12 protein-coding genes are annotated in these 13,474 nt (G+C 73.8%); 5 read left to right on the forward strand and 7 right to left on the reverse strand.

Going from position 1 to position 13,474, the window contains the following annotated elements:
• Nucleotides 1–69: 69 nt before the first annotated feature.
• Nucleotides 70–1,578 carry an MFS transporter gene (locus tag Ani05nite_RS40030; RefSeq protein WP_203777315.1) on the reverse strand — a complete coding sequence of 503 codons (1,509 nt, stop codon included), beginning with the start codon at nt 1,576–1,578 and terminating at the stop codon, nt 70–72.
• Nucleotides 1,579–1,648: 70 nt separating this feature from the next.
• Entirely contained in the window at nt 1,649–3,361 is a 1,713-nt protein-coding gene (locus Ani05nite_RS40035; RefSeq protein ID WP_203777317.1) for a CocE/NonD family hydrolase, read from the reverse strand.
• 94 nt (nt 3,362–3,455) lie between these two features.
• On the opposite strand from Ani05nite_RS40035, the gene Ani05nite_RS40040 reads away from it, so the two are divergent.
• Both Ani05nite_RS40040 and Ani05nite_RS40045 read left to right on the forward strand, forming a co-directional pair.
• Nucleotides 3,456–3,938, forward strand: a complete 483-nt coding sequence (locus Ani05nite_RS40040; protein ID WP_203777319.1) for a GbsR/MarR family transcriptional regulator — start codon at nt 3,456–3,458, stop codon at nt 3,936–3,938.
• A 60-nt stretch (nt 3,939–3,998) separates the two neighbouring features.
• Nucleotides 3,999–5,801 carry a glycoside hydrolase family 15 protein gene (locus Ani05nite_RS40045; RefSeq protein WP_203777321.1) on the forward strand — a complete coding sequence of 601 codons (1,803 nt, stop codon included), beginning with the start codon at nt 3,999–4,001 and terminating at the stop codon, nt 5,799–5,801.
• Between the two features lie 3 nt (nt 5,802–5,804).
• On the opposite strand, the gene Ani05nite_RS40050 is transcribed toward Ani05nite_RS40045, so the two are convergent.
• Nucleotides 5,805–6,080: an HPr family phosphocarrier protein gene (locus Ani05nite_RS40050; protein WP_203777323.1), complete on the reverse strand. Its 276-nt coding sequence runs from the start codon at nt 6,078–6,080 to the stop codon at nt 5,805–5,807.
• Between the two features lie 393 nt (nt 6,081–6,473).
• Between Ani05nite_RS40050 and Ani05nite_RS40055 the strand changes: the two genes are divergently transcribed.
• Genes Ani05nite_RS40055 through Ani05nite_RS40065 form a run of 3 tightly spaced genes read left to right on the forward strand, consistent with a single transcriptional unit; the run spans nt 6,474 to nt 9,235 of the window.
• Nucleotides 6,474–7,004, forward strand: coding sequence for a SigE family RNA polymerase sigma factor (locus Ani05nite_RS40055; protein ID WP_203777325.1), 531 nt, complete (start codon nt 6,474–6,476; stop codon nt 7,002–7,004).
• Nucleotides 7,001–8,164, forward strand: coding sequence for a TolB family protein (locus Ani05nite_RS40060; protein WP_203777327.1), 1,164 nt, complete (start codon nt 7,001–7,003; stop codon nt 8,162–8,164). Before Ani05nite_RS40055 ends, Ani05nite_RS40060 begins: the two co-directional genes overlap by 4 nt.
• Before the next feature lie 42 nt (nt 8,165–8,206).
• Nucleotides 8,207–9,235 carry a lysylphosphatidylglycerol synthase transmembrane domain-containing protein gene (locus tag Ani05nite_RS40065; RefSeq protein ID WP_203777329.1) on the forward strand — a complete coding sequence of 343 codons (1,029 nt, stop codon included), beginning with the start codon at nt 8,207–8,209 and terminating at the stop codon, nt 9,233–9,235.
• Here Ani05nite_RS40065 and Ani05nite_RS40070 read toward each other — a convergent pair.
• The 4 genes from Ani05nite_RS40070 to Ani05nite_RS40085 all read right to left on the reverse strand — a co-directional run bounded on the left by Ani05nite_RS40070 (nt 9,201) and on the right by Ani05nite_RS40085 (nt 13,474).
• Nucleotides 9,201–9,929: a tetratricopeptide repeat protein gene (locus tag Ani05nite_RS40070; RefSeq protein ID WP_203777331.1), complete on the reverse strand. Its 729-nt coding sequence runs from the start codon at nt 9,927–9,929 to the stop codon at nt 9,201–9,203. The two genes, Ani05nite_RS40065 and Ani05nite_RS40070, sit on opposite strands and share 35 nt — an antisense overlap.
• Before the next feature lie 102 nt (nt 9,930–10,031).
• The gene (locus Ani05nite_RS40075; RefSeq protein WP_239131097.1) at nt 10,032–10,985 is read right to left on the reverse strand and encodes a cyclase family protein; all 954 of its coding nucleotides are present in this window, start codon (nt 10,983–10,985) and stop codon (nt 10,032–10,034) included.
• Nucleotides 10,986–10,999: 14 nt separating this feature from the next.
• Entirely contained in the window at nt 11,000–11,587 is a 588-nt protein-coding gene (locus Ani05nite_RS40080) for a TMEM165/GDT1 family protein (protein WP_203777381.1), read from the reverse strand.
• A gap of 285 nt (nt 11,588–11,872) precedes the next feature.
• Nucleotides 11,873–13,474 carry an alpha/beta hydrolase gene (locus Ani05nite_RS40085; RefSeq protein ID WP_203777333.1) on the reverse strand — a complete coding sequence of 534 codons (1,602 nt, stop codon included), beginning with the start codon at nt 13,472–13,474 and terminating at the stop codon, nt 11,873–11,875.

Below are 13,474 nucleotides of genomic sequence, written 5' to 3' on the forward strand. Positions count from 1 at the left end.
TACAACGGATGGTCGATGATGGTGACCTTTCGGGCCAATTCCCCGGCGGACCGCGGGGCGCGGCGCGCGTCAGCCGACGTGGACGGCGGCCTCCCCCGCCGGCAGGTCCTCCTTGCCGACCTTGACGAACACCGCGGTGACGACCCCGGCGAGCAGGATCAGCCCGGCCGCCCAGGTGAACGCGTCGGCGTAACCGTCCACCTGCGCCTCCAGCGCCGCCCGCGGCGTGGGCTGCCCGCTCGCGGTGAGGTGGCCGGCCAGGTACGCCGCGATGGCGCTGGTCGCGATGGTGTTCAGCAGCGCGGTGCCCAGCGAGCCGCCGACCTGCTGGGTGGCGTTGAGCGCCGCGCTGGCCGCGCCGGCGTCGTGCTCCGGCACGCCCACCAGGGCCAGGCTGGACAGCGGCACGAACGTGAAACCCAGCCCGAGGCCGAGCAGCACCTGCGCGGGCATCAGGTGGCCCCAGAAGGACGTGTCCAGGTCGATGAAGCGCAGCGAGATCATGCCGGCCGCGGCCAGCACCGGGCCGGTCATCATCAGGATCTTCGGGCCGAACCGCGGCAGCAGGTTCGACGCCACGGTCGCCGAGACGAGCACGCCGGCCGTCACCGGCAGCGAGGCGAAACCCGCCTCGAGCGGGGTGTAGCCCAGCACGTTCTGCAGGAACAGGGTGAGGAACAGGAACGCGCCGAACAGGCCCGCGCCGACCAGCATCGAGGTCAGGTACGCCCCGCCCCGGTTGCGGTCGAGCACGATGCGCAGCGGCAGCAGCGGGTTCCGGCTGGCCCGCTCGATCAGCACGAAGATCACCAGGAGCAGCAGCCCAGCGCCGATGTACGCCCAGGTGGTGCCCGCGTCCCAGCCCTTGTCCGGCTTGGCGGCCTCGGTGAAGCCGTAGACCAGCGAGGCCAGGCCCAGCGTGACGACCACCGCGCCCGGCACGTCGTACGAGGTGTCACCGTGCGCCTTGCTCTCCGGCACCAGCGGGATCGCCAGGGCCAGGGCCAGCAGCGCGATCGGGATGTTGACCAGCAGGCACCAGCGCCAGCTCGCGTACTCGGTCAGCACGCCGCCGAGCAGCAGGCCGACCGCCGAGCCACCGCCGGCGATGGCGCCGTAGACCGCGAACGCCTTGGCCCGCTCGCGCGCCTCGGTGAACAGCACGGTGAGCAACGCGAGCGAGGCGGGGGCGAGCAACGCCCCGAAGGCGCCCTGCAGGGCGCGCGCGCCGAACAGCAGCGGACCGGTGGTGGCGAGGCCGCCGACGGCGGAAGCGGCGGCGAACCCGACGGCGCCGACCATGAAGGTGCGCTTGCGGCCCCAGTAGTCGGCGATCCGGCCGCCGAGCAGCAGCAGGCCGCCGAAGGCCAGCGTGTACGCGGTGACCACCCACTGCTGGTCCGCCACGGTGATGCCCAGGTCGAGCCGGGCGCTGGGCAGCGCGATGTTGACGATGGTGGCGTCGAGCACGACCATGAGCTGCGAGATCGCGATCACGCCGAGGGCGGCCCAACGCCGGGGATGCGGCTGCGAGGCGTGCCCCGGGCGTACGGCGGACGCTTCTGCGGCAGCGGACATCGGGCGGTCCTTTCGGCGGTGCGGGGAGGCGCCGGTTCGCCGTCACGTACCGGCGCCGGTCAGGGCGACACTACTGAGGCGTGATCCCGGAAACCCGCCGTGAGCTGGGAATGAGACGCGGCTCGCAGTCCCGCGCGGCCGGGAGGACGAGCCGCGAGGCCGACAGGTCGATGGTCCGGCGGGAAGGCTCCGTCCGGGTCGAGGTGGCCGGGTCGTCGCCCGTTCCGAGGTTGCGTTCCCAGCGCGGGTGCGACCCGCCCGCCACGAGCAGCCGGATCCGGCTGCCTCGCGCGAAACGGTGCGCGACACCATCGAGGGCCAGCCGGGTGACGCCCCGGGGCGGCGCGGGGTCGAGCCGGACGAACCCGTCGCTGACGTTGCGTGACCGGCCCCGGGCATCCACCTCCGACACGCGGACGAAGAGGTCGGCGTGGCGGTTGTCCGACCCGTGACCGAGTTCCACGACCGGGCTGCCGGTGACCTCGAGCTCCGTGGCCAGCGGCTCCGACGTGAAGGCCAGCACGTCGGAGCGCCGAGCGAGGGCGCTGTCATCCACGTAGCCGGCGGTCAGCCCCGGCGACACCTGGGTGACGAAGGCCCCGCCGGTGGTCGGGGTCGGCGCGGCCGGGTCGTACGTGAACCCGGCCGTCTCACCGGGCTGGGCCGGGTGCGCGGCCAGGAGGTTACCCACGCGGGGATAGAGGATCCGCTCGGCCGTGGCCGGCGGCCACGCCGGGAGGTCACGCCACCCCGCGTCCGGGCCGCCGACGAAGACCCGGACCGGCATCGCCCGGCGCCCGGTGCCGGATCCGGCCAGGTGCTCGTCGAACCAGGCGAGGGCCTCGGGAAGCAGGACGCGGGTGCCCGCGGCGCCGCCCTGGGCATGCGTCCACGGCCCCAGGGTGAGACCGACATCGACCCCGCGCTCGGCCAGCCGCGCGTACGCGCCCAGCGTCTGGTGCAGAAAGCCGTCCTGCCACCCGCCCTGGAGCAGCACGGGTACGGACACCCGCTCCAGCGCCTCGGTCAGGTCGGCGCGCTGCCACCAGGCGTCGCCCAGGTCCCGCCGCCTGATCCACTCCTGGTACCAGGGCGCCCCGCCCATCACCTTCGCCGCGGCATCGGCCAGCGGGAGCTCGGCCAGGGCGTCCTTGATCCGGCCCCGGGCCGACAGCACCGACACCATGCGCGGCAGGATCGGCCGCTCCTGCCGGGTGGTGACGAACGACCACTCGAACGCCGTGCTGAGCAGGAACGCGCCGCCCGGGTAGAGGAATGCCCCGAAGTCGTAGGGCGCGAAGGCGATGACCGCGGTCACCAGTTCGGGTGGCGGGTCCATCAGCAGCGCCCACTGGGTGAACCCGCAGGACGAGTAGCCGTAGGTGGCGAAGCGCCCGTCGAACCACGGCTGCTCGCGCATCCACGCGACGATGTCGGCCCCGTCGTCGACCTCCCGCATGTGCGGTTCGAAGGCGCCGCCCGACCCGAACGTGCCCCGCCACCTGACCAGCACCACCCGGTAACCGCGGCAGCAGAACACCCCGCCGGTCATCGCCGCGCCGACCACGTTCCAGCCGTAGGGCGAACTCACCAGGACGGTCCCCGAGGCCGGCCGGTCCGGCTCGTAGACATCGGCCAGCAGCTCGACCTCGTCCCGCATCGGGATCCGCACGTCGCGGGTGGTGGTGTAGCTGGTCGTCGGGGCGGGAAGCCGGGCGTAGCGCGACCACTGGGAGTCGGCGAGCCGCTGCCAAAACGTCCGTTCCTCAGCCGGCTGGCTCATCCGTCTCCCCCTCGCGCCGCAATGGGCACCGGAAGAGTAGCATCAACTTTCACTAATTCCTGAAAGTTCATGTCGTCGGCGTAAGCTCGGCGACGTGGCTGACGACGAGACCGCCAAGATCGACGCCTTCGTCGAGCGGTTCGCCTCGACCCTCGCCGACGCCGGCTTCCCGCGGCTCGCGGCCCGCGTGTTCGCGGCGCTGCTGGCCAGCGAGGAGGGGCGCATGACCGCGGCCGCACTCGCGGAGAGGCTGCACGCCAGCACCGGCGGGGTGTCGGGCGCCGTCCGCTACCTGGTCCAGATCCGCCTCATCCGGACCGAACGCGACCCGGGAACCCGCCGGCACGCCTACGTCGTCGATGGCTCCTGGTACGAGGCGACGGTCACCGGCAACCCCTTCCTCTCCCGGGGCGAGGCCGACCTCCGGGCCGGCATCGCCGTCCTGGGCGACTCGCCGGCCGCCGACCGCCTGCAGGAGACCCTCGAGCTCATCCAGTTCCTCCGGGCCGAGACCAGCGCGATGATGCGCCGCTGGGAAGACCGCAAGGCGACGCTGCGCGCGCGGCGCACCGCCTGACAAAGTCGCCGGATCACGCCAGGCGGGTAGAGATCCGGTCGCGCCGGGTAAGGGCATCGGATGGCCCTGCCGATCGAGGACTACGCGATCATCGCCGACACCCAGACCGCCGCCCTGGTCGGGCGCAACGGCTCGATCGACTGGTTGTGCGTGCCCCGCTTCGACTCCGGCGCGATCTTCGCCGCGCTGCTGGGCGACGAGGACAACGGACACTGGACGATCGCCCCGGCCGGCGAGATCCGCGCGGTCCGGCGCCGCTACCGCCCCGAGACGCTGGTGCTCGAGACCGAGTTCGAGACCGACGAGGGCGTGGTGCGGCTCACCGACTTCATGCCGCCCCGCGACGAGGCGCCCGACGTCATCCGCATCGTCGAGGGCGTCCGCGGCGAGGTGCCGATGACCATGCGGCTGCGGCTGCGCTTCGACTACGGCCACGTGGTGCCGTGGGTCTACCGCGAGCAGGGTGACCTGGTCGCGGTGGCCGGTCCGGACGCGGTCTGGCTGCGCACGCCGGTCGAGACCCACGGCGAGAACATGGCCACCCGGGCCGACTTCACCGTGGCGGCCGGCGACCGAGCCCCGTTCGTGCTGACCTGGCGGCCCTCGCACCTGCCGCCCCCCGAGCCGCTCGACCCGGTCGAGGAGCTGGGCGCTACCGACGGCTACTGGCGCGGCTGGGTCTCGGCCTGCACCTACGAGGGCGAGTGGCGCGACGCGGTGGTCCGGTCGCTGCTCACCCTCAAGGCCCTGACCTACGCGCCCACCGGCGGCATCGTCGCCGCCGCGACCACCTCGCTGCCGGAGAAGCTCGGCGGCGTCCGCAACTGGGACTACCGCTTCTGCTGGCTGCGCGACGCCACCATCACGTTGCAGTCGCTGCTCTACTCCGGCTTCCAGAGCGAGGCCCGGGACTGGCGCAAGTGGCTGCTGCGGGCGATCGCCGGCGATCCGGCCGAGCTGCAGATCATGTACGGCGTGGCCGGCGAGCGCCGCCTCGACGAGTACCGCGCGGAGTGGCTCAGCGGCTACGACGGCAACCCGGTGCGGATCGGCAACGCGGCCGCCGAGCAGTTCCAGCTCGACGTGTACGGCGAGGTCATGGACGCCCTGCACCAGGGCCGGCGGGCGGGCCTGAAGGCCGACGACCCGGCGTGGGGACTCCAGGTCAAGCTCATGGACTTCGTCCGGGAGCACTGGACCGAGCCGGACGAGGGCATCTGGGAGGTCCGGGGCGGGCCCAAGCAGTTCGTCCACTCCAAGCTGATGGCCTGGGTCGCCGCCGACCGCGCGGTGAAGGCGGTCGAGGAGTTCGACCTGGACGGCCCGGTGGACGACTGGCGCGAACTGCGCGACGCCATCCGCGCGGACATCCTCGAGAAGGGCTACGACCGCGAGCGCCGCACGTTCACCCAGTTCTACGGCTCCGAGGAGCTGGATGCCGCGCTGCTGATGGTGCCGCTGGTCGGCTTCCTGCCGGCCGACGACGAGCGGGTGGCCGGCACGGTGGCGGCGATCGAGGAGCACCTGCTGCAGGACGGCTTCGTGCAGCGCTACACCCAGCACCCCGGCACCGATGTGGACGGCCTGCCGCCGGGCGAGGGCGCGTTCCTGGCCTGCACGTTCTGGCTGGCCGACAACTACGCGCTGATGGGGCGGCACGAGGAGGCGCGCGCGGTGTTCGAGCGGCTGCTGGCCCTGCGCAACGACGTCGGGCTGCTCTCCGAGGAGTACGACACCGACGCCGGGCGGCTGGTCGGGAACTTCCCGCAGGCGTTCAGCCACGTGCCGCTGATCGACACCGCCCGTACCCTCACGGACACGCTGGCGGCCACCGAGGCGCGCGCCCGCGAGGGCCGGCGGTAGGGCTCAGCTGCCGACCACGTCCGGGTCGACGGCGAGCAGGGTGGCCAGCTGCCCCAGGGCCTCGCGCGCCCCCGGGCCGTACGCCTCGAGGATCAGCTCGGTGCCGCAGAGCGCGCCCAGGCTCAGCAGCTCCAGGACGCTGTCCGCGGGCACGGCCACCGGGCGTTGCGCGGTGCGTACCGTGATGGGCACCGGCTGGCGGGCCGCGGCCTCGGCGATCCGCACGGCCGCGCGCAGGTGGATCCCGGAGCGGCCGGCCAGCAGCACTGTGCGGATCATGCCGGCGCCACCGGATGGGTCCTGGCGGCCATCCGGCCCGTCCTGCTCGCAGCTCGTACCGGCACGCCGCCATTCTCGCCGCGTTCACCCGCCGCCACCAGGGCCGGAGCGTCACTGAGGCAGGTGACACCCGCCTGGCGCGGCGCTCCGGAACCGGCTGACCGTTCGGCCGGCACGAACCGGCCGAACGTACTGTCACCCGGGAACGGGCCCGCGCGCGTCTAGCTGGCGTACGCGCGTGAGCCGGTGCTGGAAATCGGGGGGCACCGGCCTACGCCTCTCATCCTCAGCGCGGGAAAACGGGTTCGGAGACGAGACGTGAGCACCGATGCGGCGATTGACCGTCCGCTGTACGCTCACGACTCTTTCCGGACACCGATCGGAAAACGGGGCATGGACGACGTTCGCGACTGCGCCTACGCGGACTTCGTTCGTGAGCGCTCGCACGCCCTGCTGCGTTCGGCGTTCCTGCTCACGGGCGACCAGCACCTCGCCGAGGACCTCGTGCAGGAGGCGCTGGCCCGCACCCACCGGGCCTGGTCCCGGCTGGAGCGGCCGGGCAATGCCGAGGCGTACGCCCGCAAGGTCATGTATCACGCCCAGGTCTCCTTCTGGCGGCGGCCGCGGGTCGCCGAGTCCCTGCCCGGCGACGACCTGGAGCGCCACGGCGGCAGCACCGACGACCCGGCCGAGGCCACGGTCCGCCGGGTCGCCCTGCACCGGGCCCTGCTCGCCCTCAGCCCCAAGCAGCGCGCGGTGATCGTGCTGCGCTACTTCGAGGACCACACCGAGGTCGAGGCGGCGCAACTGCTCGGCGTCTCGGTCAGCACCGTCAAGACCCAGTGCGCCCGGGGCCTGGACCGGCTCCGCACCCTGGTGCCCGACCTGCGGGTGCTGGCCGACGCGCACGAGGCCGGCCGATGAGCGCCCCCGATCCGTTGCGCGAGGAACTGCGCGAGCTCGCCGACTCGGTGGCCCCGGCGGACCTGTACGAGCGGTCGCTGGCCCGCTCGCGCCGGCTCGGCCGCCGGGAGGCCGCCGTGGGCACGGCGGCCGCGGTGGCCGCCCTGGCCCTGCTGGGCAGCGGGCTGTGGCAGTTGCCGGGCTCCGGCCCGGCTCCGGCCACGCCGGTGGCCGGTCCGCCGGTCGTGTCGTCGGCCCCGGCCCCGGTCGCCGAGGCCGCGACGAGCGCCGCCACCCTGCCGGTGCGGCCACCGGGCACCGACCGGCCCGACCGGCCCCGGCCCGCCCGCACCACGACGAGCCCCCGCTCGACCTCCATCGCCGATCTGCCCGGGCACATCTTCTACGCCGACGCCGCCGACGACGGCCGGCTGGTCCGGCTCACCCCGGGCGGCCGGCCCGAGACGGTGCTCACGAAGCCGTACGCCACGGTCGGCGTCTCGCCCGACGGCGCCCGGGTGGCCTACGTCGCGGACGGCGCCCTCCTGGTGGCGGACACCGCCGGGGGCGACCCGCAGCAGGCCTACGCGGGCACCGCCTCGGCGGCGCAGGCCCCGGCCTGGTCCCCGGACGGCTCCCGGCTGATCATCGAGGCCGCCGAGCCGGGCGTGCTCGACATGGCCACCGGCGCGGTGACCCCGCTGCCCAGCGGCCTGGACGGGCAGCACTTCCGCTGGTCCGGCGACGGCTCCACGCTGGTCTACGCCACCGCCGGCTGCGGGCTGGAGGTGGCCGACGCGACCGCCCAGTCCGGCACCCCGGTGCCCGCGACCGGCGACACGGACGGCCGCGCCGTCTGCCGACCGGTCAGTGTCGACGCGACCGGCGACCTGGTGACCGTGCGGCTGGGCCGGGGCACGCCCGACTCCGCCGAGACCACCGACGCGGCCGGGACGCCCGCCGACGCGGTCCTGGACACCGTGACCGGCGACATCGTCGACCTGCCGGTCTCCGGCCGGATCATCGGCGCCGTGTTCGACCCCGCCGGCAACCTGCTGGTCCGCTCGGTCCAGGACGGCCGGCGCCGGCTCTCCCTCTTCGCACCGGACTTCACCCTGCTGCTACGGGCCCGGGAGCCGGCCACTGTCGCCGACCTGACGCTGGTGGCGTACACGCGGTGAACGCCGTGCCGGCCGGCGCGGATGGTGCGACGATGATCGGCGATGGTCGTTTCGGAGGAGACCGCGCGGCCGGCCTGGTGGCGTCGCCCGCCGGCCGTCGTGGCCGTCATCGTGCTCATCCTCGGCACCGAGCTGATCCTCGGCTGGTCGTCGCTGGCCGGGGCCGTCCACCAGCTGCGCACCCCGGCCTGGAACTGGGTCGCGGGCGCGGTCGTCGCCGAGATCGCCTCGATGGGCACCTACGCCCGGATGCAGCGGGCGCTGCTGCGCGGCGCCGGCACCAGCGTGCCGATCCGCAAGCACGTGGCGCTGGCCTACGCGGCCCACTCGCTGAGCGCGACACTGCCCGGCGGCCCGGTCTTCTCCACCGCCTTCAACTTCCGCACCCTGCGCCGCTACGGCGCCTCGTCGGCCGTCGCCTCCTGGTGCATCGCGCTCAGCGGCGTGCTGTCGGCGGGCGCGCTGGTGGTGATCGGCGCGGTCTTCGGCATCCTGACCCGCAGCACCGGCAGCTGGCGCACCCTGGTGCTCTACATGGCCGGCGCGCTGCTGGTGGCGTTCCTGGTGCGGTTGCTGGCGCAGCACCCACAGTGGCTGATCACGCCGTCGCGCGGGCTGCTCAGTGGGGTCAACAAGGTGCGCCGGCGGCCCGCCGACTCCGGGCACGCCCGGCTGGCCGGGTTCGTGGACCAGCTGCGCTCGGTGCGGGTGCGGCCGGCCGACTTCGGCTTCGCGGTGGTGCTGGCCGTGGCCAACTGGCTGCTGGACGCGCTGTGCCTGTGGATGTGCTGCATCGCGGTCGGCGCCGAGGGCATCCATCCGGCGCAGCTCGTCATCGCGTACTGCGCCGGGATGGCCGCGGCCAGCGTGCCGATCGTGCCGGGCGGGCTCGGCGTGGTCGACGGCGCGCTGGTGCTGGGCCTGGTCGCCGGCGGCCTGACCAGCGCTTCCGCGCTGGCCGCGGTGGTGCTCTACCGGCTGATCAGCTTCGGCTTCATCATCGGTACGGGCTGGCTGGTCTGGCTGATCATGCGGGCTAGGGCAGGTGCTCCTCGGGGCGTGCCGGCATAGCGGCGGTGCCACCGCGCTTGCCGAAGAGCTTCCAGCCCCGCTTCTTGCGCTCCGGCGCCCGTACGCTTTCGCCGTTGAGCACCGCCAGCCGGTGCTGGGCGACGGGGTTCTCCGGCTCCAGCCTGAGCGAGATCAGGAACGCCTGCCGGGCCTGATCGGCGTGGCCCAGCGCGTCGAGGGTCACGCCGTGGGTGAAGTAGTAGTGCGCCTCGTTCGGCTCCAGCCCGATGGCGGTCCGGGCGGCCTGCTCGGCGTCGGCGTACTGGCGGTCGGCGGCCAGCAGGGCCCAGGCGACCCGGTCGTGCCACAGCGGGTTCTTCGGCTCGACGATCACCGCCCGGTACGCCGTCGCCACGGCCTCCTCGTGCCGGCCCAGCAGGGTGAACGCGCGGCTCGCCATGGCCAGCGGCCGGGGGTCCTCCGGGGCCAGGGCGATCGCCCGGTTCGCGGCGTCCAGGGCCTTGTCGACCTCGTCCAGCACCAGCCGGATGCGGGCCAGCAGGATCCAGCCGGCCGCGGACCCCGGATCGGCGGCGAGGACCGGCTCCAGGTGCGCCGCCGCGGCCGCGGGGTCCACCCGTTCGAACAGGGCGGCGGCCCGCGCGACCCCGATCTCGGTGGGCGTGCGCGGCTCGGGTGTGCCCGGCCCCGGTTCGCCGGGCTGCCGCGTCCGCGTCGCGTCCAGATCGGTCATCGCCCTGCTCCGGAGTTAAAGCTCACACCGTCATCATCGGCATCCCGGGCGCCCTTCTGAGCCGATTCCCCGATTCCCACCCGCCCGGAGCACCGCCCCGGGTCACCCGTCCGACGTCGGCAGCCAGCCGGCGGACCTGCGGTGATCGTGCTGCTCGACAGCGGGCACCGACGCGTACGCCCGCACCGGGAACGTGCCGAAGGCGGACACCCGGGGCGGCGCCGCCGTGAACCGGGCCCCGGTCGGCGGCAGGTTCGCCAGGCCGGTCAGGTGCTCGACGATCGGGATGCCGGCGGCCAGCAGCAGCGTGTGCGCGGGACGCTCCCCCGCCGGGACCATGTCGTCGATGTTGATCGCGTCGATGCCGACCAGCGCCGCGCCGTGGTCCACCAGCCACTGCGCGCCGGCGGCGCTGAGGTGGGGCGCGTCCTCCGCGTACTGCGGGGTGGCCCAGTGGACGTCGCCGCCGGTGTGCAGCAGCACCGCCCGGCCCGCGACGTCCAGCCCTTCCAGCGCGTCCACCCCGACGGCCCGTACCCCGCTGCCGGCGGTGCGGACGACGACCGCGGGCAGGTCGGCCAGCTTCTCCAGGGGCAGCCCGGCCAGGTCGGCGCCGTCCGGGTAGCGGTGGAACGGGCTGTCCAGGTACGTGCCCGTGTTGCCGACCATGGTGATCCGGTCGATGGTGAACTCGGTGCCGGCGGCGTAGACGTCGCGCGAGGCCGCCCGGCTCAGGTGCGGGGTGATCTCCGGGACCGGCATCCCGGGCAGCGTGGTCAGCCCGGCCGAGATGACGTGGCTGAGCTCCACCCAGCGCCGCCGCTGCGGGTCCGCCGGCCCGGCCGGGGTGCCCCGGTGCGGCTCGGCGAAGACCCGGATGTTGCGCAGCTCGACCCGGGCCACCGGCGGCAGCCGGCACGCGGCGACGAACAGCGCCGCGATCTCCGCCTCGGCCGGCTCGGCGTGCGGCACGTCGACCGTGAAACCCTGCGCGTGCAGGCCGCCGCCGGCGCTGAACATGACGGTGGCGTCGAACTCGGCCCGGTACTGCAGCACCGCGTCTCCCCCTGCTAGTTGAGCTCGAGGAACGCTTCCACGAGCAGCCAGATGCCGAAGATAGCGAAGAGCGCCGCCGCGCCGTACCTGATGACCCGCTCGGGCAGGTGCCGGCCGAGCAGCCGGCCGACCAGGATGGCCAGGGCGTCGGCGGCGACCATGCCGAGCGTGGAGCCGAGCCAGGTGCCGAACCAGCCGTGCTGGGTGGCCAGCGTGATGGTGGCCAGCATGGTCTTGTCACCCAGCTCGGCGAGGAAGAACGCGCCGCCCACGGCGAGGATCGCGGAACCGGTCGAGCGTTCCGCCTTGGTCTTCTCCTCGTCGGTGAGCTTGTCGCCGCGCAGCGTCCAGGCCCCGAAGGCGAGGAACGCCAGCCCCGCGACCAGGGAGATCCAGCCGGTCGGCAGGGTGGCGCCGAGGCCGTAGCCGATGCCCACGGAGAAGGCGTGCACCACCGCGGTGGCGACCGTGATGCCGATCAGCACCGGCACGGTCTTGAACCGGGTGGCGAAGGTCATGGCCATGAGCTGCGACTTGTCGCCCAGCTCGGCGACGAAGATCACCGCGAAGCTGAGCGCGGTGGCGGCGAGGAACCCGTTGATGAGAATCTCCCGGTGCTCGGTGGGCCGGGATCCAGGCGCAGGGCGACCTCGACCCGGCCGGTGTGGGAACGGCCAAGTCGAAGGTCTCGCTCGCCCCGGCGAACCGAGGCCGCGTGGCCGGGCTCTCGAACCGCAGAGCCAGTATGTCGACCACGACGTTGGGAGCTACTCCCCTTCGCGCTGACAACCCTACCGGGAGCAGGCCCGGGGCGTCGCGGACCGATCATGTGAGCCTGCAGACACCGCCCGCGCCGGGACCGGAGCCGGTCCCGGCGCGGGACCGGCTCACCGGACGCCGATCAGCTCCTGCAGCTCCAGGCGGGTCCGCAGCGCCGCGCTCTCGGTGCTCCTGGCGGTGGCGACGGCCGGGCTCGGATCCGGCGGCGCGATGGGCCGGCACTGCCGGTCCGACCGGTTGGCCTTCACCCGCCGGGGCAGGGCGCCGGTGGCGAGGTAGTCGGCGACCGCGTTGTCCACGCAGGCGTTGCCGAAGAGCGAGCCCGCGTGGGTGGTGCCGCCGACCCCCTCGATCAGGGCCGAACGCGGGAAGAGCCGGCGGACCTGGAGAGCGCCCTCGAACGGGGTGGCCGCGTCCAGGGTCTCGCTGAGCAGCAGGACCGGCGGGGCGGCGGCGCCGTTCACCCGTACCGGCCGGCCGGCCGGGGCGGCCCAGTCGCGGCAGGGCGCGTTGTACCAGGCGTTGCCCCAGGTCTCGAACGGCGCGGCCCGGTGCACCCGCCAGTTGTCCCTGCGCCACTGCTGCCAGGACGCCGGCCACGGCGCGTCGGTGCACTGCACGGCGAGGTAGATGGCGTAGCCGTTGTCGGAACCGGCCTCCTGGGTGTTGTTGTCGTCGTAGAGCTTGCGCAGCGCCGCCGGGTCGTGGTCGTTGACCCAGCTCGCGAACGCCGCGGCGACCGACTCCCAGCCGAAGACGTAGTACCCGGCCTGCAGGAAGACGTCGGTCAGCTCGTCCGGGCCGAGCACACCGCCGGCCGGCTTGCGCTCCAGTTCCGCCTGCTCGGCGTAGAACAGCTGCTCGACCTTCCGCGCCGTCCGGCCGAGGTGGTAGACGTCGTCGTGGTCGGCCAGCCAGCGGAAGTAGATCCTGATGTTGCGGTCGAACGCGATGTCCTGGTCCAGGTTGGCCGCGTACCAGACCCGGCGGGGGTTCACGTTGCCGTCGAGCACCATCCGGCGGACCCGCTGCGGGTAGCGGGTGGCGTAAACCTGGCCCAGGTACGTGCCGTACGAGAAGCCGTAGAAGTTGAGCTGCTCCGCGCCGAGCGCGGCGCGCAGCAGCTCCATGTCCTGCACGGTGTCGGTGGTCCGCAGGTGGCGGAGCAGCGCGCCGCCGCTCGCGGCACAGGCCGCCGCGTAGCCCTTGGCCCGGGCCAGCCACGCCTGCTCGATCGCGCGGGTGCTGGGCACGTACGGCGGCCGGTCGTAGCCCATGTACTTCGGGTCGCAGGCCAGCGCCGGCCGGCTGGAGCCGACGCCGCGCGGGTCGAGGCCGATCCAGTCGTACGCCGCGCCGGCCCGCTTCGGCACGAGGCCGCCGAGCGCCGACAGGGCCAGCCCGGAGCCCCCGGGTCCGCCCGGGTTGACCAGCATGACGCCCTGGTACTCGCGGTCCGGCACGGTGTGCTTGATCCGGGAGACGGCCAGTTCGATCTGCCGGCCGCCCGGCGCGGCGTGGTCCAGCGGGACGCGCAGGAAGCCGCACTCGGCGTTGCGGGCCTTGAGGACGGCGTTCTCGCACCCCCGCCAGGCGATCGCCGGATATCCGGACGTGCCACGCGGCGGTTCCGCGTGCGCGCCGGACGCGACGGCCGCGCCGCTCAGTGCCAGCGCGAACGTGGCGACAGTCGCCAGAAGTCTCTTCAT

This window comes from Actinoplanes nipponensis, assembly GCF_016862275.1.
Classification (GTDB): domain Bacteria; phylum Actinomycetota; class Actinomycetes; order Mycobacteriales; family Micromonosporaceae; genus Actinoplanes; species Actinoplanes nipponensis.